We start from the raw sequence: 23045 nt of genomic DNA on the forward strand, positions 1-23045 counted from the left end.
CATCGGTGAGTTGCGACAGCGGCAAATCTGACGCACGGGCGTTTAAAACCCGTAATGGGGCGCGGATAACGAATCATGACTCGGATGACCGAGCGAAATGGAGAATCCCGCCGGTGCAACTTGCAGTATATTCTGGTGACTAATCCGTCAGGCTTAATGAGATGCGGATTTATCTGTTAGAAAATGCGATGATGGTGTGGAGGCGGTGCGGCATCGGCGATCGGTGCCGCAGGAGATCGCCGGATGACGAACGCGATCGCCGGGCCGCGCCCGCCTTCCGGCTGCCCGACATGCCTGCACAGTTCTGGCGCTCTTGTCGTCGTTCCGGGCTCCGCCTTCGCCGCCCCGGACGACGCGGCGGGTTCGACATCGGTCGGGAACAATCGAACAGGTGCTCGAAAGGGCCTGCGCTCGTCTCGCCCTTGCAGGCAGGATGAGCGCCCGAAGCTCCCCTATTCCTTGTGCGCGAACAGGTACGTCCCGCTCGCCAGTTCCAGGTTCTTCTGGTCGCTCAGCTGGGTCACGTAGGGCTCCTGGAGGAGCGAGAGCGGGTCGGCGGTGAAGTCGGAGAGGCGGCGCGACAGGAAGCGCTTGCGCACGTCCGGCGGCAGGCCGGCGGCCCAGGACTGGATCATCCAGGTCAGGCTCCAGATCGGTAGGAGCGAGGCCGGGACGTATTGGTGGTCGACCGCCAGGTGGCCGGCGAACAGGTTGCGCAGGCCCTCGCCGGTCATGTTGTAGTAGTGGTGCGGATAGCCGTGCAGGGGTTGCAGGAACGGCACCGCGCAGACCAGCTTCCCGCCGGGCTTGAGCACCCGGGCGATCTCGCGGGCGCAGGCGAAGGGGTCGCGGACATGCTCCAGCACCGCGATCGAGATCACCCCGTCGAAGCTGCCATCGCGGAACGGCAGCACCTCGCCGACGCCGAGCACGTCGGTCGTGTCGTAGTCGGCGATCTCGAGATTGACGACGTTGGCGTAGTAGCGGTCGCGCCGGCCGGCGCCGCAATCGAGGATCAACCCGTCGGGATTCGCCGCGATGAGTTCGTGGACGTGGCCGTCATAGGAATTCTGCGAGACGTTCGGGCTGTCCTCGGCGCCCGACAGCGCCCGCAGCTCCTCGCTGAGGAAGTCGTATTTCTCGCCGATCCGGCGATGCGGCAGGTCGTCCCGCACCAGGGGGCCGAGCCGCGCGAGCTTCTCGGCCCGCATGGCGTCGAGCCCCTCGGGGATACGGCTCTGGCGCCGTCCCTGGCGAAGGCCATGCTTGTCGAAATGCGCCCGGCCGCTGGCGAGCCGTCCCTCGCGCACGGCGAGATCGAGATCCGGATTGGCCGCGAGATAATCGGCCTCGCGAAAGGTCGACGCCGTCGCCGGCTCGACCATGTCGAGATAAGGCACCACGGCTAGAGCGCGCGCAGGAAGCCGGCGAAGCGCATCAGCCCCTCGGGCCAGGGCCCGTGCCCGCTCTCGACGTTGAGATGCCCGGATTCGCCGGCATCGACCAGTTCCGCGCCCCAGGCGGCGGCGAACTCGCCGGCCCGGTCGTAGGCGGTGTAGGGATCGGTGCGGCTCGTCACCAGCACCGACGGGAAGGCCAGGGGCTCGCGCGGGATCGGCGCGAAGCTGCGCAAGGGAGCCGGCGTGTCCGGCCGCTCGACGTCGGGCAGCGCGACCAGGAAGGCGCCGGCGACGCTGCCCTTCGGCAGGTAGGGCGCCGCCTGCACGCAGGCGATCACGCCGAGGCTGTGGGCCACCAGCACCGCCGGCCGGGTCGCCGCCTGCACCGCCGCGATCACGGCGTCGCGCCACGCCTCCGGCTCGGGATGGTCCCAGCTCTCCTGGGTCACCCGGCGGGCGGTCGAGAGCCGCTCCTGCCAGCGGCTCTGCCAGTGGTCCGGCCCGGAACTGGTGTAGCCCGGGACGACGAGGATGTCGCAATCGGCCGATTTCATGCCGCACCGTTACAGGCAGGACGCGGCAGCGTCGAGAGCGTCCTACTCCGCTGCGAGCGGCGGCACGGCCGGGGCGATCCCTGAGAGCACCGGCCCGACATGCAGCGCCAGACCGGTCGAGGCGAGGTTCTTGAACTTGGCTTCGACCTCGATGTCGCACCAGGCGAGGTGGCGGGCCGTGTAATCGTTGAACGCCCGGTTCCACATCATGTCGGAATGGGCGGCCAGGTCTCGGCCCTTGAGGCCGGCCTCCGTCAGGGCCGCGAAGTCGGGCAGCGCGTCCGGATCGTGGCCGGGCAGCACGTCCTCGCGCGAGACGCTGACATGGCCGACCGGCCGCACCCCGCGCCAGGACTCGATCACCCGGGCGATGCGGGGATCGTCCGGCGCGATGTAGCCGCCGCGGCTGTGGATCCAGTGGTGGTGCAGGTCGAGCACCACCGGCACCCGGTCGGCGAGGCGCAAAACCTCGTCGAGGCCGAAGGCCGATTCGTCGTTCTCGACCGTGACGAGGTCGCGGGCGACCTGGCTCACCTTGTCGAGGTTCTCCCGGAAGGCGTCGACCCCGGGGTCGCGGGCTCCGACATGGATGTTGACGTGGGCGCCGTGCGGGTGCCACCCGCCGCCATAGCCCATCATCTCCATCACCTCGGCATGGTAGTCGAGTTCGGCGATGCCGTTCTCCAGCGCCGCCGGATTGCGGCTCGCCAGGATGCAGAACGGGCCGGGATGCATGCTGAGCCGCACCCCGCCCGCCCGCGCCGCCTCGCCCACCGTGGCCAGCCCGGCCTCGATGGCGCGGCGGAAGTCCGGATCGGCATAGAGGCCGCACACCTCCGGATGGGTGTAGCCCGGCAGGATCGAGCTCGCGAGCCGCAGGAGACGCTCCAACGGGGGACGCGCCGCCACCCAGGCGACCTGCCGCTCCATCGCCGCGAGGTTGTGCGTGACGACGGCCGTCAGCTTCTCCCGCGCCGCCGCCGGATCGAGCCGGCGCAAATGCGCGATCGTCACCGTGGTGACGTTCATCACCATCGCGGCGTCCTTCGCGGCCTTCAGGGTCTTGTGCCCGCCGGGCGGATCCTCGGGAATGAGCTTGCAGCAGAAGCCGAGGCGGGGGCCGGGAGCGGAGGAGGGGGCGGAGGTCATGGCCGACAACGCGGCGTGTGCCCCGCGGGTCCAAACGGTTCCGTGCGAGCCTGTTTATTGGCTTCCGCGGATCTCGAATTCTCCACGTCATTCCGGGGCTATTCGGGAAAAGATGGCGCGTCTCCCCTCTCCCGTGTGGGAGAGGGGATCCCGCACTTCGATTTTGAATAGGATTTTCACCGGACAGCTCTGCGGGACGACACGGCGAGCATCGAAGCTGTCGGATTCGATCGAGCAGTTCTGAGAGCCTGTTTGAGTTGCGAAATTCGGCTGTAACGACCTTTTCCATCCCTCTCGCGACCTCATCCTGAGGTGCGACTGAAAGGAGCCTCGAAGGAGGGCTCCAGAAGTCCTCGCGATCCCTGGAGCCCTCCTTCGAGGTCAGTCGATGTTCAATCGACTGACACCTCAGGATGAGGTCGTGTGTGGGAGTAAATGCTTGAGTCAATCAAACAGGCTCTGAGACACGAGGAGTGGGTTCAGGGCGGCCAACGAAAAAGCCGGCCCCGAGGGGCCGGCCGGTCGTGATCGGGGATAAGCCGGATCAGTGCGTCTGCCGGCCCGGCTCGGCCGTGCCGGGCTGCTGGGTCCCGGGCTGGTGGGTCCCAGGCTGGTTCTTGCGCAGCTCGTCCGAGGCGGCGTTGGCGGCCGCGACGGCGGCATCCTGGGCCTGGTCGAGGGCGGTCTCGACGAATTGACGGCCGCGCTCGGTCGCCTCGCGGGCGTAGCGCAGGCCCTGGTCGCGGACCTCGTCGGCATAGGGGCCGACGGCCCGGTCTTCCTGGCGGGTGCGCGGCAGGAGCGCGCCGAGCAGCATGCCGGCGGCGAGGCCGACCACGCCGACCAGGACCGGGTTCTCGCTCACGAAGCGCTCGACGGCGGTCTGGCCCTGGGCCAGCCGCTCGCTGCCGCGGTCGCGCAGGTCGGCATAGCGCTGCGAGCCGGTCTCGATCCGGTCGCTGGCCCAGTCGCGGGCGCGGTCGATCGTCTCGGAGCTGCGGCCGCCGACGGCGCCGTAGGCCTGGCTCGCCTGGGCGTGGGCGCGGTCGATCGCCTCGCTGGCGCCCTGCTTGAGCCGGTCCGCGGCGGCATCGGCCTTGGCGCGCAGGTCCTCGGCGGTCTGGCTGATGCGCTCGCCGATGGCGGAGGCCGTCTCGCTCACCCGCTCGGAGGCGTGGGCCGCCTTGTCGCCGAGGGTGTCGCCGGCGTCGCGGGCGGCATCGTGCGCGGCGTCGAGGTTCCGGCGGACGGTGTCGTGGTCCTGGTGCAGGTTGCGCTCGGGCCCCGTGGCAGGGGTGTGGGCCGAGGGGGCGCCCGGATTGGCCGGGTTGATGGTGTGCTCTGCCATGACTCTGGTACTCCTTGGCGCGAGACTCGCGGCGTCTTCAGTGCCGGCGGAGCCTTTGGGGCCGATCGAAGGGTCTCACGAAGGGGCGCCGGCCTTCGGCCGGCGCCGCCTCACATGCGCAGGCCGTCGGCGACGCGGTCGGCCGCCGGGTGCGCGGTCGGCCGGTCGGGATCGTAGACCCGGGCCGCGCCGGTCTTGAGCACCGGCACCGCCTCGGCCCCGTTCATCGTGGCGTCGAGGTGCTGGCGGCGCTGCGATTCCCGGGCGACGCGGTGGATCAGCCAGCCGACGCCGGCGACGATCAGCATGACCGGGACGGGATTGCGCCGCACCGCCTCCAGCGCCCCGTCGTAGAGGCCGCTCGCCGGCGATTGCCGCACCGTGCCGAGCATCTCGTCGACGAGGCTGGCCGGGGAGAGCCGGCCCTGGATCTGGTCGATGGTCCGGTCGAGCCGGGCCCGGGTCTCCTCGATGTCGTGCTCGAGTTCGTTGATCGACTGGGTCATCCCGACACCCTCTCGGACAGGACCCTCGCATCCTGGCGCACCTGGCGCGTCGTGCGGGTCGGCGTCAGCGTGGACAGGGACATGGCGCTGCGGCCCCACAGGGCGAGGCCGATGCCGATCGCCAGGAACACCGCCCCGACGATCAGGGCGGCGAGCGCCTCCGAGTTCACCACCGTGGCGAGCCACTTCACCAGGGCGTCGGTGAGCACCAGCAGGGCGACGACGGCGAAGACGGCCGCGCCCACCATCATGCCGAGCCCGAGGAACAGCGACCTCAGGTTGTTCGACATCTCGGTGCGGAAGAGGGCGATCTCCTTGCGGGCGAGATCGGTGGTCTCGCGCAGGGCATCACCGAGGAGGCCCTGGATGCTCCCGGGGGCTCCGGTGCCGCCGAGCGGGCGGCCGGCATTGGGGTCGGCCATCGCGGCGTCCTCCTTCAGGCCGAGTAGCGCGGGCCGGACGCGCCGGTGCGGTAGGGATCGGGCCGGGTGGTCTCGGGCTCGCTGTGGGCGCCCGGAACGTCGCGGGAGCGCGCGGCATACGGATCGTACGACGTGCCGCGGGCGCGGTCGGCACCCACTTCCGGCCCGCGGGCGAAGGCCTCGCGCCCGTCGAGGACGTGCGCGGGATGGGCCGAGGCGCGGATGAAGCGGGCGGCGAGGAAGCCGGTGAGGAAGGTCGCCACCGCGACGGCGGCGGGCCGGCGCCGGGCCACCGACTCGATCTCGCTGTAGAAATCCTCGAAGCTGCGCTCGCGGATCGAGCCCGAGAGCTGCTCGAGGCCTTCCGCCGCGCTGTCGAAGAACGCCTTCACGTTCGGCTGCTGGTCGAGCTTGCCGCCGGAATCGCGCAGGGCCTGGGCGAGGTCGGAGACCGACTGGGCGGCGTCGCCTTTGCGGCGGTCGACGTAGCCGTGGACCTGCTCGCGGGCCGACTCGACCAGGCTGTAGCCGCGCTCCATCGCGACGTCGCCGAGCTGGCGCACGTCGTGGCGCAGCTCGTTCCAATCCGCCGGGCGCTCGCCGGGGGCACCCCGGTCGTCCGACCGGTGCGGTCCGTTCTCGTAACCCGCGCTCATCAGGGGCACTCCATTCTCTGTCGGCGCGGCGGGCAGGCCGGACCGGCCGCCGCGCCGACACATGCGACGATATTGCGAGTAACAGCAGCCAAGGCGCCCGGTTCCGGCCTCATCCGGGGAGGAATCGCCGAGGGATTCCTCGACGGATTCCTGTGGAGCGCCGGGCACAGCCGGTGCGGGTGCGAACGACGCCGGATTCGTCGGGAGGGTTGACCATTTCGTACGGATCGCGCTTGCTCACCGCGCGTTTTCTCTGTCCGGGGTGGATGGACGCGGCGACGTTCCCGCCCCGGATCTCGAAGTGTGTCGCATTGTCCGACGAACCGGTGCCCACGTCGTCGGACAATGCACTCAGGTCCGTGCAGCCGGAGTCCATACCCGCCGTGTCACGCCTCATCATCGTGTCGAATCGCGTCGCCGTCCCGGATGCGGGCTCCAAGGCGGTCGCGGCCGGCGGGCTCGCCGTCGCCCTCAAGGAGGCCTTCACGGCCTACAAGGGCCTCTGGTTCGGCTGGAGCGGCAAGATCACCGACAACCCGTCCTCCGAGCCGGTGATCGCCGACCGGGGCCGGGTGCAATACGCGGTGATGGACCTCTCGCCCCAGGACCACCGCGAGTATTACAGCGGCTTCGCCAACCGGGCGCTCTGGCCGATCATGCATTACCGCCTCGGCCTGGCGGCGTTCTCCCGGGCCGACTATGCCGGCTACCAGCGCGTCAACCGCATCTTCGCCCAGGCGCTCGCCGGGCTGATCGAGCCGGGCGACCTGATCTGGGTCCACGACTACCATCTGATCCCGCTCGCCTCCGAGCTCAGGGGCCTGGGCGTCTCGAACCCGATCGGCTACTTCCACCACATCCCCTGGCCGTCCGGCGAGGTGTTCAACACCCTGCCGGCCTCGACCGAACTCCTGCGCGCGGTCTCCGACTACGACCTGATCGGCCTCCAGACCGACAGCGACGTCCACAACCTGTCGCGCAACCTCGTCGACGAGCTGCGGGCGATCCCGCTCGGCGGCGGCTCGCTGATGGTCGACGGGCGCCGCACCCGCATCCGCAGCTTCCCGATCGGCATCGACGTCGACGGCTTCCGCCAGGCCGCCGAGCGCGCCGGCATGAACCGCACCGTGCGCGACACGGTGGCGGGCCTGCGCACCCGCAAGCTCCTCATCGGCGTCGACCGGCTCGACTACTCGAAGGGCGTGCCGGAGCGGATGGAGGCGGTGGAGCGCTTCTTCGCCTCCAACCCCGACCAGCGCGGCAACGTCGTCTTCCTGCAGATCGCCCCGAAATCCCGCACCGAGGTGCCGGAATACGAGCAGCTCAGCCGCGACGTGAACGAGGTCCTGGGGAACATCAACGGCTCGCTCGGCGAACCGTCCTGGACGCCGATCCAGTACGTCACCAAGGCCTATCCCCGCGCGGTGCTGGCGGGGCTCTACCGCGCCGCCCGGGTCGGCGTGGTGACGCCGATGCGCGACGGCATGAACCTCGTCGCCAAGGAATACGTCGCCGCCCAGAGCGAGGACGATCCGGGCGTGCTGGTGCTGTCGAAGTTCGCCGGCTCCGCCCGCCAGATGCCCGAGGCCCTGCTGGTCAACCCCTACGACCGGTTCGAGGTGGCGGAGGCCATCCGCGCCGCCCTCTACATGCCCAAGGCCGAGCGCGTGGAGCGCTGGAAGCCGATGTTCGAGCGCATGGCGCGCGAGGACGTGGATTGGTGGGCCCGGAGCTATCTCGGCGAGCTGGAAGGGTTCCGCACGGTGGAGCGCGAGCCGCCGGCGGCGGCGGAGCAGGCCCGGTAGGACCGCAAAGACCGCCCGCAATCCCGCGCCGAACCCTCCCGGTCGGCGTGTCGGGACCGGGGAGGGCGACGGGTCGAGCCCAGCGGATCGGGTCGGGTCGGTCCGACCCGGCCTCTCAGGTTCGCTCCGCACCCGGCAGCGGCGCGTCGCAGGCCCTGGCGGCCGTCCAGGCGACGGCGAAGCCGGGATCGATGACGAAAGCGCCGGTCTCGTCGCGGCGGTACCAGCCGTTCCGCGCCGGCAGGTGGCCGGTGCCGTGGACCGCCGTCGTCACGAGGCCCAGGATGGGGGCGACCAGTTCGGCCGGCGCGAAGTCCCGCAACCCCGCCGCCGTGACGGCCCCTTGCGCCGCGAAGGCGTCGATCAGCGCGAGGGAGATCGGCTCCGGGACGAGGCGGTGGCGGGCCCGGACCAGCCGGCGCGCCCGGTAGGAAGCGGCGGGCCAGTCCATCGGGTCCATCTCCTGGCGGCCGCTCGCGGTGCCCTGCGGCGCTGGGGCGACCATTCCCCGTGCGCCGGCAATGTCAAGCGCCGGCTGCCTGCGCCACCCGCCGGGAGACCGGGATCCAGGCCATGTCGTAATGCGGCGGCCGCACGGCGGTGACCTGGAAGCCCAGGCGCTCGTAGAGGGAGCGCCCGTCGGTGGCGCCGACCATCGGCGTCGAGAGGGTGATCGGCAGGCGCACGCTCTCGGCCGCCGCCTGCAGGCTGCGCACCAGGTCGGTGCCGATGCCCTTGCCGCGGGCCGCCGCGACGATCGCCAGTTCCGAGATGCGCCAGTCGGCATAGCCGAGATCGACGACGAGGCGCCCGACCGCCTGGCCGGTGCGCTCGACGATGAAGTCCATGTGCTCGGGATACACGCTCTCCAGCCCCGCCCGCATGGTCCGGAACTGCTGCTCGTAGAGCGCCTGCAGCACGTCGCGGTCCGTGTCGGCCCAGGACAGCCAGGGGCGCGATTCGATGAAGAGCTGGAGCAGGAAGTCCTGGTCGCTCGGTCGGATCGGGCGAAGGCCGAGCCCGCCGAACAGCGGGATGGAGCCGGTCTGGGAGGCCATGCGGCGGGTCTCCGGTCGGGACGGAAGAGAGGGCGGCCCGCGCAGGAAGCCTGCGGGGCCGCCCGGTGAGGTTCAGTTGAAGACCGCCTGGTAGGCGGCGGAGTCCGGGGGGACGCCCGTGGGCATGATCCGCTCGACATAGAGCGGCCCGATCTCGCCGAGAGCGGGATGCGTCAGCACGCAATCGCCCCCCGGAAGGGCCCCGCCGCCGCCGCCGGGCAGCCGAAGACCAGGGAGAACGCCGTGCGCGGGCTGCCCGCCATGGTCGAGTGGGGGGATTCCCGGCACGAGGCCAGGGTGACGGCCAGTTCCTGACCGCCCGGGCCCCGCAACGCGAAGCCGTCCCCCAGCAGGTCCGCAAAGGTCGCCGCCGAGACGGTGTCGAGCGCGACGGTCACGGCCGGTCCGGGTAGAGGCCGACCAGCGCGATGACGAAGCTCATCGCCAGCGACGGCTGGTAGTTGGTGAACGGCTGGCCGGCGCCGGCATTGCCGATCGCCACGGTGCCGCCGGTGACGGTCGGGACGCTGAAGGTCTGCCCCGCGGTCGCGGCATTGCCCGTCACGGTCGTCGCCCCGTCTGCGAGGGGGGTCGTGGCGGGGGCGGGAGTTGCGGTGGCGGAGGTGTAGATCTTCGTGTTCGTACCCCCGCTCGCCCCCAGCAATGCCGTGTTCGAGGGACTCGCATTGCCTGCCACCGTCGACGCGACGTTGATCGCCACCTTCAGGGTGCCGGCCTGCGGCTGGATGGTGACGGTCTGGCTGCCGGTAACCGCCGTGAACGTCGCGCCGTGGCTATGCACCGGCAGGTTGGTGAGCCCGAGCGTCGTGGTCGGGGTGCCGGTCGTCGTGGCGAGCGGGAAGTTGCTGCCCTGAGACACGCCGGTGCCGATGGGAGCGCGTCCCTGAAGGTCAGGCAGATTGAAGGTCGTACCGGGGTTGCCGCCGAACGAATTTCCCATCAGGCTGTAAAGAGCCTGATACTGCATAATTTGCAACGATTGGCCCTGGCACATCGCATAGTTCCGCGGCGCCCAGTTCCAAGGTATCATGAATATCATTCCAATCATCGGATCCATGGCAAAATTCCTTAGATATGAGTGCGCCGCAGCAACGTTCGCGCAGAACCGAATCGGCCTGATCAGTGATTCGTTCGGCACGACGACTGTTAGTCGACCGGAGACCGGTTCCGCAAGCGACCTTTTCGATGTCTGTTCGTCCGGTGAAGGATGTTGGCTCTGACGGAACACGCGGATCGGTGAAGGAATTATATCCACCGACTGGGCATGGGACAGCAGATTGGCGGCCGTCAGCGTCGTCGTTTCGGGGCCGCAGGCGATAGCGTATTCAGCGCTGCTGGTCGGCGACTTGCCCATGCCGACGGCCGGGCGACCCTGAAAGTTCGGCGAGCCAAAAGTGCCTTAGGCGAGAGAGCTGCCATACATGTTGCTGATGAGGAGCAACAGTTCATGTTGGCGCTAAACGTTCAGCACTTGTCCATGCGTGCCAGGCAGCCCTGCGGTGCGAAATTGAATGAAACGTAAAGATCATGCCTGTCATCGCCCCCTGAGGTCGCAATTCCTTAATGGCCTGTAATGCACAAAGATTATTCTTGACCGAATCACTTTCACATTTCGAATCGCCCAGCGCCGAATCTGATAGACGACGATGTGTCTCTGCAAGCAGCATTTGGAAAAAATTTTACGAGCTTCCTGGAGAGGTGATTAGAACATGAATAGAAAAATATTACAATACCTAGTCTGTTTTCGCGTCATGTCGAACCTTCGGGAAACGGCGTGGGCCGCGTGTTACACTCGGCGGTGCCGCGCGATCCCCCGCCCTTGTCCTGTCGCAAGGGGAAGCGGGACGCTTCCGCCGTAGAGGGCCGGCACGAGGACTCCTCGTCGCGCACGCGCCATCGCTCCCGATGACCCGTGTGGGAAAAATCTCGTTCTTTATGTAATATTGATCATTACTTTCTTGAAATAAATCTGCTTCTAAAAAATAAAATATGTATTTATTGTGTGATTATTTGATTTTTATGAGAGATAAATACATGTCAAGTGACAGCTATGAATAACTTGTCAGGGCAGGCAGTCGTCACTATGGCGAAAATGCCACTTTCGGTCGGTTTGACGATCGTATGCGGCGGAAAAATCATTTCCTCTCTTTCGCCGTGACGTGGCCGCGGGCATTTTGCCGACCGATATGCCGCGCGACTGGACATGCCCGCCGAGGGAGGGGCTTGTCGAGCGGACCGTAAATGAATTTAGGAGAATTTCGATGACTCAGTATTTGATTACTCTGAATGGTACAGGTGGACTCGACAACCAACAGTACAATTTTTATTATGGTAATGCTACCACGACAGCTATTTCTAATTATCTTGGGACTGTATACGGACAGTTCACCAATCAACCAGGCACGAGATTCCCGTATTCGTTTCAATATATTGCGGACGATACAACAGCGTTCGGCGTCGCCGTTAGAGATGCGACGCGTTTTACAGTTCAGAATGCGAGCGGCGCCACCGGGGTGGAATTTTCCGACGCCGTCAACGATGGTCAAGGATCGACGGGAACGAATTCTAACTATAGCGAAACCCTGACCGCCACCCGGGTTGTGCTCAACCAGGGCCCGCAAGGTGCGACCGGCGCGCAGGGCGCCACCGGCACCCAGGGTGCGACCGGTGCCCAGGGCGTGACCGGTGCCCAGGGCGTGACCGGTGCCCAGGGCGTGACCGGTGCCCAGGGGACCACGGGCGCCCAGGGTGCGACCGGTGCCCAGGGCGTGACCGGTGCCCAGGGCGTGACCGGCGCCCAGGGGACCACGGGCGCCCAGGGTGCGACCGGCGCCCAGGGTGCGACCGGCACCCAGGGCGCAACCGGCGCGCAAGGCGCGACCGGCGCCCAGGGCGTGACCGGCGCTCAGGGAACAACGGGCGCTCAGGGCGCTACCGGCACCCAGGGTGCGACGGGCGTGCAGGGCGCCACCGGTGCCCAGGGCGTGACCGGCGCTCAGGGAACGACGGGCGCTCAGGGCGCTACCGGCACCCAGGGTGCGACGGGCGTGCAGGGCGCCACCGGTGCCCAGGGTGTCACCGGCGCTCAGGGAACGACGGGCGCTCAGGGCGCTACCGGCACCCAGGGTGCGACGGGCGCGCAGGGTGCCACCGGTGTCCAGGGTGTCACCGGCGCTCAGGGAACGACGGGCGCTCAGGGCGCTACCGGCACCCAGGGCGCGACGGGCGCGCAGGGTGCCACCGGTGCCCAGGGTGTCACCGGCGCCCAGGGGACTACGGGTGCCCAGGGCGCCACCGGCACCCAAGGAGCGACCGGCGTCCAGGGTGCCACCGGTGCCCAGGGCGTGACCGGCGCTCAGGGGACTACGGGTGCCCAGGGCGCCACCGGAGTTCAGGGTGCGACCGGCGCGCAGGGTGCCACCGGCGCCCAGGGCGTGACCGGTGCCCAGGGGACCACGGGCGCGCAGGGTGCGACCGGCGTTCAGGGTGCAACCGGCGCCCAGGGCGTGACCGGTGCCCAAGGGACCACGGGCGCGCAGGGCGCGACGGGCGTGCAGGGCGCCACCGGCGACCAGGGTGCTCAGGGCACGACTGGTGCCCAGGGTGCCACCGGGTCCCAGGGCGCGACGGGTGCCCAGGGTGCCACCGGGTCCGCGGGTGCCACCGGCTCCCAGGGCGCAACGGGGGCCCAGGGTGCCACCGGGTCCGCGGGCGCCACCGGGTCCCAGGGCGCGACGGGTGCTCAGGGTGCCACCGGCTCCCAGGGCGCAACGGGGGCCCAGGGTGCGACGGGGGCGCAGGGCGTCACTGGCGCCCAGGGTGCCACCGGGTCCGCGGGCGCCACCGGTTCCCAGGGCGCGACGGGTGCTCAGGGTGCCACAGGGTCCGCGGGTGCCACCGGCTCCCAGGGCGCAACGGGGGCCCAGGGTGCCACCGGGTCCGCGGGCGCCACCGGGTCCCAGGGCGCGACGGGCGCTCAGGGCGCCACCGGTTCCCAGGGCGCGACGGGTGCTCAGGGTGCGACGGGGGCGCAGGGCGTCACTGGCGCCCAGGGTGCCACCGGCGAACAAGGCGCGCAGGGTGTGACCGGCTCGCAAGGTGCGCCGGGTACCACCGGCTCCCAGGGCGCGACGGGGACCCAGGGTGCCACCGGTTCCCAGGGCGCGACGGGTGCTCAGGGTGCCACCGGCTCCGCGGGTGCCACCGGCTCCCAGGGCGCAACGGGGGCCCAGGGTGCCACCGGGTCCGCGGGCGCCACCGGGTCCCAGGGCGCGACGGGTGCTCAGGGTGCCACCGGCTCCCAGGGCGCAACGGGGGCCCAGGGTGCCACCGGGTCCGCGGGCGCCACCGGGTCCCAGGGCGCGACGGGTGCTCAGGGTGCCACCGGGTCCGCGGGTGCCACCGGCTCCCAGGGCGCAACGGGGGCCCAGGGTGCCACCGGGTCCCAGGGCGCGACGGGTGCTCAGGGTGCCACCGGCTCCGCGGGTGCCACCGGCTCCCAGGGCGCAACGGGGGCCCAGGGTGCCACCGGGTCCGCGGGCGCCACCGGGTCCCAGGGCGCGACGGGTGCTCAGGGTGCCACCGGGTCCGCGGGTGCCACGGGCGCGACCGGCCCGACGGGTGCCGACGGCCCGACCGGGGCCACCGGCCCGACCGGTCCGGTCATCTGCTTCGCGTCCGGAACGATGATCCTGACGCCGGAGGGTGAGCGTCCGGTCGAGGCCCTGCGGCCCGGCGACGCCGTCGTCACCGCTTCGGGCGAGACGGTCGCCGTCGCTTGGGTCGGTCACCGCCACCTCGACCTGCGGCGCCACCCGCAGCCCGAGCGGGCCCAGCCGGTCCGGGTCGCCGCGCATGCCTTCGGCCCCGGCCTGCCGCACCGCGACCTCGTCGTCTCGCCCGGCCACGCGCTCTTCGTCGAGGACGTGCTGATCCCGGCCGGCGTGCTCGTCAACGGCACGTCGGTGGCGCAGCTCGACCGCTCGGAGGTGGTCTACCACCACGTCGAGCTGCCGGTTCACGACATACTGGTCGCCGACGGGATGCCCGCCGAGAGCTACCTCGATTGCGGCAACCGCGGCACCTTCGAGAACCACGACGGCCCGGTCACCCTGCACCCGGACCTCGTCGCCTCGGCGCTGAACCTGGAGCTGGCCTGCGCGCCGGTCGTCCTCCACGGCCCGGTCGTCGACCGGGTCCGGGCCCGGCTCGCCGCCAAGGGCGAGGTCAAGACCGAGCGCTCGGTCCTCGCGCGCCTCTTGCGGCGGGCTTAAGGACGCCGCGCCGGCCCCGGCCGGCGCGACCTTCCGCGACGAACCCGGCCCGCGGCGCCCCGACAGGCGCGCCGCGGGCCTCGTCGTGACAGGGCCGCGGCAGCCTGGGGGGCGATCCCATCCAGGCCGCGTCCCGGACTCATTCCCGGATCATCCCCGCCCGAGTCATCCCTCCCGGCGATCCCCGGCGCCGCCCCGCGCCTCCGCCCGTCACCAGGATCCCGCATGACCCCGTCCGGCCAGACCGTCTGCCTCGCGATGATCGTCAAGAACGAGGCGCCGGTGATCCGCCGGTGCCTGGAATCGGTGCGCCCGCTCATCGACCACTGGATCGTCGTCGATACCGGTTCCACCGACGGGACCCAGGATCTCGTGCGGGCAATCCTGGCCGACCTGCCGGGCGCGCTGGTCGAGCGCCCCTGGGTCGATTTCGCCCACAACCGCTCCGAGGCCCTGGCGCTGGCGCGCCCGCACGGCACCTACACCCTGGTCATCGACGCCGACGACGAGATGCTCCTGCCGCCTGGCTACGGGCTGCCCGACCTCACGGCGGAGGCCTACGAGGTCACCATCACGGACGCCCCGCTGATCTACCGGCGCACCCAGCTGGTGAAGAACACCCTGCCGTGGCGCTACCGTGGGGTGCTGCACGAATTCATCGAATGTGCGGAAGCGACGAACCGCGCCGTCATCGACCTGACCATGCGGCGCAACCACGACGGCGCCCGCCGCCGCGACGGCGAGACCTACCGGCGCGACGCCGCGATCCTGGAGGCGGCGCTGGCGACGGAGACGGACCCGTTCTTCATCGCCCGCTACACCTTCTACCTCGCCCAGAGCTACCGCGATTGCGGTGCCCACGCGCAGGCGGTGGCCGCCTACCTGCGGCGGGCGGATCTCGGATACTGGCAGGAGGAGGTCTACGTCGCGCTGCTTGCCGCCGCCCGGCTGATGCCGGGCCTCGGGCGCCCCGTGGACGACACCCTGGCGGTCTGTCGCCGGGCGATCGCGCTCTGCCCGCACCGGGTCGAGGCTCACCACTATGCCAGCCACGTCTGCCGCCTCGCCGAGCGCTACGAGGAGGGCTTCCGCTTCGCCGAGGCGGGCCTGTCCCTGCCCCCGCCGGAGGGCGCCCTGTTCATCGAGCCCTGGATCTACGAATACGGCCTGCGCGACGAATACGCGGTCAACGCCTACTGGGCCGGCCATCACTGGCACAGCCTCGCCGCCGGCCTCGACCTGATCGCCTGCCCGACGGCGCCGGAGGGCGAGCGCCGGCGCTTCGCCGCCAATGCCCGCTTCGCCCTCGAGAAGCTGCCGGTTCCGATCGAGGGCCGGCGCGGCTTCCTGTCGACGACCCGCCCGGGCATCGGCCCGAGCGACCTGCCGGGCTTCTGGTCGGGCCTGTCGCGCAAGGCCCCGTGGCTGCCGACGCGCCCGCAGGGCGGCACGGAGCTGATGCACGAGGGCCTGTCCCGACGCCTCGGCCCGGCGCTCGAACGCATCGCCCTGTGCCTGAACGGCTACGACGAGGCCCGGATCGACGACGGGCGTCCGCTCGTGGTCTGGGTCCATCACGCCACCGACCAGCCGGCCGTGGCCTGGATGCGCGAGCCCGCCCGGGTCGCCCGCGTGGCGCGCTTCGTCTTCGTCTCGGAATGGCAGCGGGCGCAGTTCCTGGCGACCTTCGGCCTGCCGGCCGAACGCTGCCTCGTCCTGCGCAACGCCACCGAGGTGCCCGAGCGCGACCGCGGGCCCGCCCGGCGCCGTCCCCTCAAGGTCGCCTATACCAGCACGCCCTATCGCGGCCTCGCGGTGCTGCTGGACGCCTGGGCGCAGGCCGCGCCCGAGGATGCCGAGCTACACGTCTGGTCGTCGCACAAGCTCTACGGCCCGGGGGCGGACGACGCGCCTTACGCCGATCTCTACGCCCGCGCCGCCGCGCTGCCGAACGTGCATTACCACGGGCTCCTGCCCAATGCCGAGCTGCGCGCCGCGCTCGCCGACATCGACATCCTGGCCTATCCCAACACCTTCGCGGAGACCTCCTGCCTCGCGGTCATCGAGGCGATGGCGGCGGGCTGCCGGGTGATCTGCCCGAGCCACGGCGCGCTGCCGGAGACCACCGCGGGATTCGCCCGCCTCTATCCTCACGTCGCCGATCCGGCCGAGCATGCCCGCGCCTTCGCCGCTCTCCTGGCCGAGGAACTGGCCGATCCGTGGCAGGGCCGGCCCGAGCGGGCGGCGGCGCAGCAGGCGCATTGCCGTCACGCTTACGACTGGCGCGCGCGGGTGCCCGAGTGGCTGTCCCTCGTCGACGGGCTCACCGCGCCGGCACCGAGCCCCCGCTTCGTCCCGACCTTCCGCACGGTCCAGGCGCGGCACGGCACCTTCACGGTGGTGGAGCAGGATTTCATCGGCCGGACGATCCTCGAGACCGGCGAGTGGGAGCCGCACCTGATCGAGTTCGCCCGCCTGTTCCTCGACGAGGCCTCCCACGTCGTCGATCTCGGCGCCAATCTCGGCTACCACACCGTCCGGCTCGCCGGCCTCGTCCCCCGCGGCTCGATCCACGCCTTCGAGCCGCTCGGCCTGTGCTACGCGCAACTGCAGCAGAACGTGCTCGCCAATCGCTGCGACCACGTCCGCACCTACAAGATGGCGGTGACCGACCGGTCCGGCGACACGGTCGAGATGGAGCCGCTGGAGGCGACCCTGACGGCGGGCGGCACCGTCAATATCGGCCATACCGGGATCGGCCGGGGCGGTCACGGCGGCGACCTCGTCTTCACGATCCGCCTCGACGACCTGCCCCTGCCGCCGATCGCCTTCATCAAGATGGACATCCAGGGCGCGGAAGCGGCGGCGCTCGCCGGCATGCAGGCCCTCATCGCCCGCGACCGCCCGGTGCTGTTCATCGAGATCGAGGAGCATCACCTGCGCCGGCACGGATCGAGCTCGAAGGCAGTGATCGAGCATCTGCTCGGGCTCGGCTACAGCCTAGTGCGGATCCGCAACGAGTGGCCGACCGACCACGTCGCGATCCCCAACGAGCGGACCGACCTCATCACCCGCTGCCGTGGCCACACGCTCTCTCCCACGGACTGGATCGCCGGCACGCGGGTCGAGCTGCATTTCGAGACGACGCATTACTATGCGTCCGTCGTGGCGTCGTGAGGAGGCCGCCGGCCATCCACCATGACGACCTCCCGGGATTACGACCTCATCGCCCGCTCCGGGCTGTTCGACGTCAACCACTACCTGCTCGAATCGCCCGACGTCGTCGCCGACGGCGCCGATCCGCTCGAGCATTTCTGCCGGTTCGGCGCCCGCGAGGGAAGGCGACCGAACCTCTATTGCGATCCGGGCTGGTACGCGGCCCTGTATCTCGACGGAAATCCCGAAGGCGCGAACCCGCTCTGCCACTACATCCGGGTCGGCGAGCGGGCGGGCTTGCGGCCGATTCCGTATTTCGAACCGGCCTGGTACGGGCGCACCTATCGGCTGCGCCGGGGCACCTCGCCGTTGCGGCACTACCTCACGCATCGCCGCAGCCAGCTCTACGCGCCCAATGCCCGCTTCGACCTCGCCCATTACCTCGCGCGATACGGCGCTGAGATCGGCCGCAACCGTGATGCCTTCGCGCATCTGCTCCGCCACGGCGCGCGGCGGGACCTCGATTCGGCGCCGGATTTCGATGCGGCGGCCTATCGCGCAGGCCACGGCCTGCCGAACCGGCCGGCCTCGGCCCATGTCGCCGACCAGGAGGCGTGCAACCCGCTGGTCCACCGCCTGAGGCGGGAGGCGGCCGAAGAGCAGGCCCGGCGAGCGGGGCGGGACGGCCCTCGTGGTGGCACCGGTTCCTGCGCGGCACCTGATGCGGAATGCCGGTTGCCGGCATCCCGCACCGCTGTCCTCAGTAAGGTTTCAGCTTCGTCAGCGCCCCGAACGAACCGCGGCCGGACAGGAACGCCACCGCGATCCACGGACAGACGAAGACCAGGAAGAACAGCAAGCCCATCGTGAGCCTCCTTTTGGCTGTGTCATGCTCAACCCCATCAATGCCGCGCGGCCGGCGGGGGTTGCACACCGGACCGTGGGATGAGCCGCGCCCTACTCGGACCCGGCCGGCTCGCCGGTGTCCCGGGCGCGGTGGAGCAGGAAGATCGACACCACCATCACCAGGATCAGCCCGGCGAGGACGCCGAGCTCGATCATCGAGGCGCGAAACAGCGCCTCCTTCTGCGCGTTCCATTCGCTCGCATGCATCTGCTCGGCGGTCTGGAGCGTGAGCACGAGGACGCGCCGGATCGAGGCGATCAGCCCGACGATCAGGAACGGCTCGCAGGTCAGCCGGCCGGAGCGCATCGACACCCGCACCGTGTGCAGGATCTCGACCAGCATCAGCAGGAACAGCAGCCGGTCGACCACGTCGAGGAGTTGCGCGGCGGCGCCGACCGCGGTCACCGCCTTGAGGGTCATGCCGGCGGCATCGATCAGCGCCATCACGGCGGTGAGGGCCAGGAGCACACCCAAAGCCGCGTAGATCGCGTGTTCGGTGTGCAGGAAGACGAAGGCGGAGAGCCGGGTCAGCCACCCGCCCTCCTTCTCGGCCTTTTCGAGTTTCGCGGTCTCCACCATGACGGTCTCCGGGGGCTGGTGGACGGGACGGGCTCAACCTTAACAGGAATTAACGGGTAGGGCGCGGGCGTCGGGCGCAGCGCCGTGTGCGCCCGACGGCTTCCCGACGGTGGGCCGGGCCCGAGCCCACCGCGCGCCTTCGGCGAGCGGCATTCCAAGGCGCGGGCCGTCGCCGGGCACCCGTCGAGCCCGTCCACGGGGCCGGCGGCCACGCCGTCACGGCCATGAACGACCCGGGCGCCTCCGCGGGCCCGGGTGCCGCGCCCGACAATCCATTGCATGGAACGCCCGGGCACGGCCGACCCGCCGTCACCCTCGCGGAGCGGGACGCGAGCCCCCGCATTCACCTCGGCGGCCAGACCGGGAGCGAACGTGCCCGACGTCGTCATCAGCGTCGACATGACCACGACAGGCAGCCGGAGCTCGACCGCCGGTCGCGGCCCTGATCAGCTTCTTCGACGATCGTCGGGAGGTCTGGTGGGTCGAGCCGATCTGCCGGGTGCCCCGTCGACCGCCTACCGGCATGCCGATCCCGCGAAGCAGCCGGTTCGTGCCCGCAGCCACGCCGCATCGATGATCGAGATCCAGCGTGTGTTCGAGGCGAACTTCTGCGTCGACGGCGTGCGCAGGATTGGGCGGCAACTGGCCCGGGAGGGGATCGTGACCGCGCGATGCACGGTGGTGCGGCTGGTGCCCCGCTCGGACCGCGGCTCGCACTACTTGGCTCTACGGTACACCGAGCGCCTGGCAGGAGCAGGCATCGAGCCGTCGATCGGCAGCGTCGTCGACAACGCCTTATCGGAAACAATTAACGGCCAGTTCAAGGTGGAGGCCATCCACCGGCGCGGCCCATGGCGCTCCCTCCAGGCGGTCGAGTACGCTACCTCGGAGTGGGTGGACTGGTACAACCACCGTCGCCTCCTCGCGCCGATCAGCAACGTCCCTCCCGCCGAGGCCGAAGCGCACTATCATGCTCACGTCGGCGACCAAGCCTGGGCCGCCTGACCCAGGACAAACAGCCTCCGACAAACCCGGAGCGGTTCAGTTTGACAGTTTGGTGCTGCCGGCGCGAACCACCCGCGCTGCGATGCCCCGCGTCCTCCTCCAGGGCCCCGATAGGGTGTCCGCGTCGATCTCCGCGACCGGGGGAGGGCGGCACCTTGCCGCAAGGTGGGCTCGGCGGGACCCTTGCGCTCGATCCTCTCGGCCCCCTCGAAATCTACTGGGCCTTGGGGCAGGACTGGGCTCGCCTGGCGGCGGCCGGGTCCCTGGTCTGGAGTCTATCCTTCCAGTTCGCCTTGCCGGTCCACGAGGCGGGCATGAAGGGCCTCGGCTCGGCGGGGATCATCTGCCGGAACTTGCAGATGCCAGGCCTGTCGCGCAGGAGGTCGTTCATCGAGCCCGAGGGCCGTCTGCACCGCCAGTTTGTATGACCGACGGCCTGCAAGGCGCTGATTCCCGCAGAGTTTCAGCCAGCTCGAAGGCTTGGCAAAGCGTGGCGTCCCCGGCAGGGCTCGAACCTGCGACCCCAGGTTTCATCCCACTTCGGCTTTCGCCGCCGCCGCGAGGCGTTCGTGGTCTGGACTATCCCTTCACCGTGGCCCCCGAGATTCCTCGAAGAGCCCTTAGGTGCCGCCCGTCTAGTCTCTACACCTTCCCGGCCTGGCGGCCGGGCTTGGCTCGGGATCGGCGTGAGGCCGCGAGCGGCTCGACGCTTTCCCCGACTTTGAGCGGATCCGCCGCGCGGTTTCCCCTCGCGACGCCCAATTCGGTTTAGGAAACCTGTGCTCTGTCCAGCTGAGCTACGGAGACCCACGGCGAGCCTCTTACCATCCCGGCCCGCTTCCGCCAACCTCGCCCGTGAACCGGCGGGCCGGCATCCACCACGGGCTTTTTCAGCATGAGAGGACGGATCGCGGCGATGGTCGGCCTCTGCGTCGGCCTCCTGCTCCTCGCCGGGGCGGCGGGAGCGGCGAGCCCGCGCGGGCGCGAGCCGCCGGCCTGCCGGGGGCGCATCGCCGGAGAGGACCGGATCGAGGCGGTCGCCGCGCGCGGCGAGCTCGTCCTCGCCTCCGGGCGGCGGGCGCGGCTCGACGGGGTGCGCTGGCCGGACGACCCAGCCGCGGCCGAGGCCGCGCGGGCCTGGCTCGCCGGACAGGCCGGCCGGCTGCTCGCCACCCGGGAGGCGCCGGAGCCGGACCGCTGGGGCCGGGTCATCCTCGACGCCGCCGTCTCCGAGGGCGAGCCGGTCGACCTCGCCGGCGGGCTCGTGGCGGCCGGTCTGGTCCCGGTCGATGCCGGGGAGGGCGACAGCCTGTGCCGGCCCGGCCTGCTGGCGCTGGAGGCGGCGGCCCGCCGCGGGGGATTGGGGCTGTGGGCCGCGAGCCCTCCGGTGCCGACGGAGGAGGTGGCGCGGCTTGCCGCGATGGTGGGCCGATTCGCGATCGTGGAGGGGAGGGTGCGCAACGTGGGCGAGCGCGAGCGCAGGACCTACCTGAACTTCGCGCCTTTCGGAACGGAGGGTGTTACGGTCACGGTGTCGAAACGCACTTGGCGGAACATGCTCGAACGTGGTTTCTCTTCTCCGGCGCTTCGGGGGCGGCGCGTGCGGGCTCGCGGCATCGTCGAGCTGTGGCGCGGGCCGACCCTGGATATCGGCGCGGCCGAGATGATCGAGATGCTGGACGAGGAGCAGGCGCCGCGGCGCTGATCGCCATGAGGTGGTCCTTCACGCGAACACAGCCGGCCGGGCGCGCGGCCATTGCCAGGCCTGCGGCCGCACTCTTGCCGGCCGCCGCCCTGGCCCTGCTCGTCGCCGCCTGCACGTCGGACCAGACCGGCGCGCTGGCGCCGGTGGCGGCCGTCGTGCCGCCGGAGGCACCGCGCACCACCGGGCGCGACCGGCCGGCCAACGACGCCGACCACGCCAAGCTCGTGGCCTCGTTCGGCGGCGAGTACAAGGCGCCGTCGGCGTTGCGCCTCGTCAGCGACGTGACCGACCGCCTGGTCAAGGCGACCGAGCGCCCAGACGAGACCTACGCGGTGACGCTGCTCGATTCGCCGGTGGTGAACGCCTTCGCGCTGCCGACCGGCCGGATCTACGTCACCCGGGGGCTGCTCGCGCTCGCCGACGACACCTCGGAACTCGCCGCGGTGCTGGCGCACGAGATCGCCCACGTGACCCTGCGCCATGCCAGCGCCCGCACCGAGATGGCGCTCCGCTCCGAACTCGTCAGCAAGGTCGTGGCCGACGTGCTCAACGATCCCGCGACCGGCGCGCTGCTGCAGGACCAGTCCCGCTTCGTGCTCGCCCGCTTCTCGCGCACCCAGGAATTCGAGGCCGACCAGACCGGGGTGCGCACGCTGGCGCGCGCCGGCTACGACCCGTTCGGCGCCTCGCGCTTCCTGACCGCGCTCAACCGCACCACGGCGTTGCGCGCCGGGTCGGGGCTCAATTCGGAGCCCGACATGCTGGCGACCCATCCGAGCACGCCCGAGCGCATCACCCAGGTGACGCAGGCCGCGCGGCGCATCGGCGCCCCCGGCCTCGGGGTCGACGACCGCAACCGCTACCTCGCGGCGATCGACGGCATCGCCTATGGCGACAACCCGGCCGACGGGCTGATTCGCGGCCGTCGCTTCATCCATCCGCGCCTCGGCGTCGCCTTCGAGGCGCCGGAGGGATTCGGGCTCGACAACACCGCCCGCGCGGTGCTCGGCACCACCCCGGACGGCCATCGCCGCCTCCTGTTCGACGCCGTCGAGACCAATGCCGGCCAGGGCCTCGAGGAGGTGCTGAAGGCGACCTGGAACGACGCGATCGAGACCGGCAGCTTCGAGAACCGGATGCTGAACGGCTTCCCGGCCGTGACGGCGGTGTCGAAGGGCAAGGAGTGGTTCTTCCGCCTCGCCGCGGTGCGGGTCGGCACGAATACCTTCCGGATGATCATGGCCGCCAGGGGCACCACCGATCCGGAGCCCGCCTTCGGCCGCTGGCTGTCCAGCATCGCCCTGGTGACGCCGGAGGAGGCGCGCAGCCTCAAGCCCCTGCGCATCCAGATCGTCACCGCCGCCCCCGGCGACACCGCCGAGAGCCTGGCCCAGCGCATGACGGCGGTCGACCGCCCGCTCGAGCGCTTCCAGGTCCTCAACGGGCTCGACAAGGGCGGGCCGGTGCGGGCCGGGTTGCCCTACAAGCTGGTGGTGGAATAG

Annotated in this window: 18 protein-coding genes and 1 pseudogene; 7 read left to right on the forward strand and 12 right to left on the reverse strand. The window is 70.4% G+C overall.

Features of this window, described 5'->3' with window-relative positions:
* Positions 1-452 precede the first annotated feature (452 nt).
* From F1D61_RS00485 to F1D61_RS00515, 7 genes are all read right to left on the reverse strand, one after another.
* Positions 453-1400 carry a class I SAM-dependent methyltransferase gene (locus F1D61_RS00485; RefSeq protein WP_203156052.1) on the reverse strand — a complete coding sequence of 316 codons (948 nt, stop codon included), beginning with the start codon at positions 1398-1400 and terminating at the stop codon, positions 453-455.
* A 5-nt stretch (positions 1401-1405) separates the two neighbouring features.
* On the reverse strand, positions 1406-1954 hold the full coding sequence (locus F1D61_RS00490) for an RBBP9/YdeN family alpha/beta hydrolase (RefSeq protein ID WP_203156053.1): 549 nt from the start codon (positions 1952-1954) through the stop codon (positions 1406-1408).
* Between the two features lie 42 nt (positions 1955-1996).
* A complete protein-coding gene (locus F1D61_RS00495; RefSeq protein ID WP_203156054.1) occupies positions 1997-3103 on the reverse strand; it encodes a UV damage endonuclease UvsE in 1107 nt (368 codons plus the stop codon).
* Between the two features lie 544 nt (positions 3104-3647).
* Complete coding sequence (locus tag F1D61_RS00500) at positions 3648-4451, reverse strand: hypothetical protein (RefSeq protein ID WP_203156055.1); 804 nt, start codon at positions 4449-4451, stop codon at positions 3648-3650.
* Positions 4452-4561: 110 nt separating this feature from the next.
* Positions 4562-4957, reverse strand: coding sequence for a DUF3618 domain-containing protein (locus F1D61_RS00505; RefSeq protein ID WP_203156056.1), 396 nt, complete (start codon positions 4955-4957; stop codon positions 4562-4564).
* Positions 4954-5379 (reverse strand): phage holin family protein, encoded by a 426-nt coding sequence (locus tag F1D61_RS00510; RefSeq protein WP_203156057.1) that lies wholly within the window; start codon positions 5377-5379, stop codon positions 4954-4956. Before F1D61_RS00510 ends, F1D61_RS00505 begins: the two co-directional genes overlap by 4 nt.
* A gap of 14 nt (positions 5380-5393) precedes the next feature.
* Positions 5394-6035, reverse strand: coding sequence for a hypothetical protein (locus F1D61_RS00515; RefSeq protein WP_348649410.1), 642 nt, complete (start codon positions 6033-6035; stop codon positions 5394-5396).
* Positions 6036-6418: 383 nt separating this feature from the next.
* Between F1D61_RS00515 and F1D61_RS00520 the strand changes: the two genes are divergently transcribed.
* Positions 6419-7840, forward strand: a complete 1422-nt coding sequence (locus F1D61_RS00520; RefSeq protein ID WP_203156058.1) for an alpha,alpha-trehalose-phosphate synthase (UDP-forming) — start codon at positions 6419-6421, stop codon at positions 7838-7840.
* A 115-nt stretch (positions 7841-7955) separates the two neighbouring features.
* Here F1D61_RS00520 and F1D61_RS00525 read toward each other — a convergent pair whose 3' ends face one another.
* The 4 genes from F1D61_RS00525 to F1D61_RS00540 all read right to left on the reverse strand — a co-directional run bounded on the left by F1D61_RS00525 (position 7956) and on the right by F1D61_RS00540 (position 10273).
* Complete coding sequence (locus F1D61_RS00525) at positions 7956-8345, reverse strand: hypothetical protein (RefSeq protein ID WP_203156059.1); 390 nt, start codon at positions 8343-8345, stop codon at positions 7956-7958.
* Between the two features lie 19 nt (positions 8346-8364).
* On the reverse strand, positions 8365-8898 hold the full coding sequence (locus tag F1D61_RS00530; protein ID WP_203156060.1) for a GNAT family N-acetyltransferase: 534 nt from the start codon (positions 8896-8898) through the stop codon (positions 8365-8367).
* A gap of 173 nt (positions 8899-9071) precedes the next feature.
* Entirely contained in the window at positions 9072-9296 is a 225-nt protein-coding gene (locus F1D61_RS00535; RefSeq protein WP_203156061.1) for a DUF6916 family protein, read from the reverse strand.
* Positions 9293-10273 carry a phage tail protein gene (locus F1D61_RS00540; RefSeq protein ID WP_203156062.1) on the reverse strand — a complete coding sequence of 327 codons (981 nt, stop codon included), beginning with the start codon at positions 10271-10273 and terminating at the stop codon, positions 9293-9295. Before F1D61_RS00540 ends, F1D61_RS00535 begins: the two co-directional genes overlap by 4 nt.
* 907 nt (positions 10274-11180) lie before the next feature.
* Between F1D61_RS00540 and F1D61_RS35190 the strand changes: the two genes are divergently transcribed.
* The 3 genes from F1D61_RS35190 to F1D61_RS00555 all read left to right on the forward strand — a co-directional run bounded on the left by F1D61_RS35190 (position 11181) and on the right by F1D61_RS00555 (position 18218).
* Positions 11181-14192, forward strand: coding sequence for a Hint domain-containing protein (locus tag F1D61_RS35190; protein WP_203156063.1), 3012 nt, complete (start codon positions 11181-11183; stop codon positions 14190-14192).
* Positions 14193-14417: 225 nt separating this feature from the next.
* A complete protein-coding gene (locus tag F1D61_RS00550) occupies positions 14418-17369 on the forward strand; it encodes an FkbM family methyltransferase (protein ID WP_203156064.1) in 2952 nt (983 codons plus the stop codon).
* A 21-nt stretch (positions 17370-17390) separates the two neighbouring features.
* Positions 17391-18218 carry a hypothetical protein gene (locus tag F1D61_RS00555; RefSeq protein WP_203156065.1) on the forward strand — a complete coding sequence of 276 codons (828 nt, stop codon included), beginning with the start codon at positions 17391-17393 and terminating at the stop codon, positions 18216-18218.
* A gap of 87 nt (positions 18219-18305) precedes the next feature.
* Here the strand turns inward: F1D61_RS00555 and F1D61_RS00560 are convergent, their stop codons facing one another.
* On the reverse strand, positions 18306-18833 hold the full coding sequence (locus F1D61_RS00560) for a phosphate-starvation-inducible PsiE family protein (protein WP_203156066.1): 528 nt from the start codon (positions 18831-18833) through the stop codon (positions 18306-18308).
* 418 nt (positions 18834-19251) lie between these two features.
* Between F1D61_RS00560 and F1D61_RS00565 the strand changes: the two are divergent.
* The 3 genes and pseudogenes from F1D61_RS00565 to F1D61_RS00575 form a co-directional block, all read left to right on the forward strand.
* A pseudogene (locus F1D61_RS00565) lies at positions 19252-19838 on the forward strand (integrase core domain-containing protein); the annotation flags it as partial.
* Between the two features lie 895 nt (positions 19839-20733).
* A complete protein-coding gene (locus F1D61_RS00570; RefSeq protein ID WP_246775654.1) occupies positions 20734-21543 on the forward strand; it encodes a DNA-binding protein in 810 nt (269 codons plus the stop codon).
* 5 nt (positions 21544-21548) lie between these two features.
* Positions 21549-23045 carry a M48 family metalloprotease gene (locus tag F1D61_RS00575; RefSeq protein WP_203156068.1) on the forward strand — a complete coding sequence of 499 codons (1497 nt, stop codon included), beginning with the start codon at positions 21549-21551 and terminating at the stop codon, positions 23043-23045.

The sequence above is a fragment of the Methylobacterium aquaticum genome (genome assembly GCF_016804325.1).
Lineage (GTDB): Bacteria > Pseudomonadota > Alphaproteobacteria > Rhizobiales > Beijerinckiaceae > Methylobacterium > Methylobacterium aquaticum_C.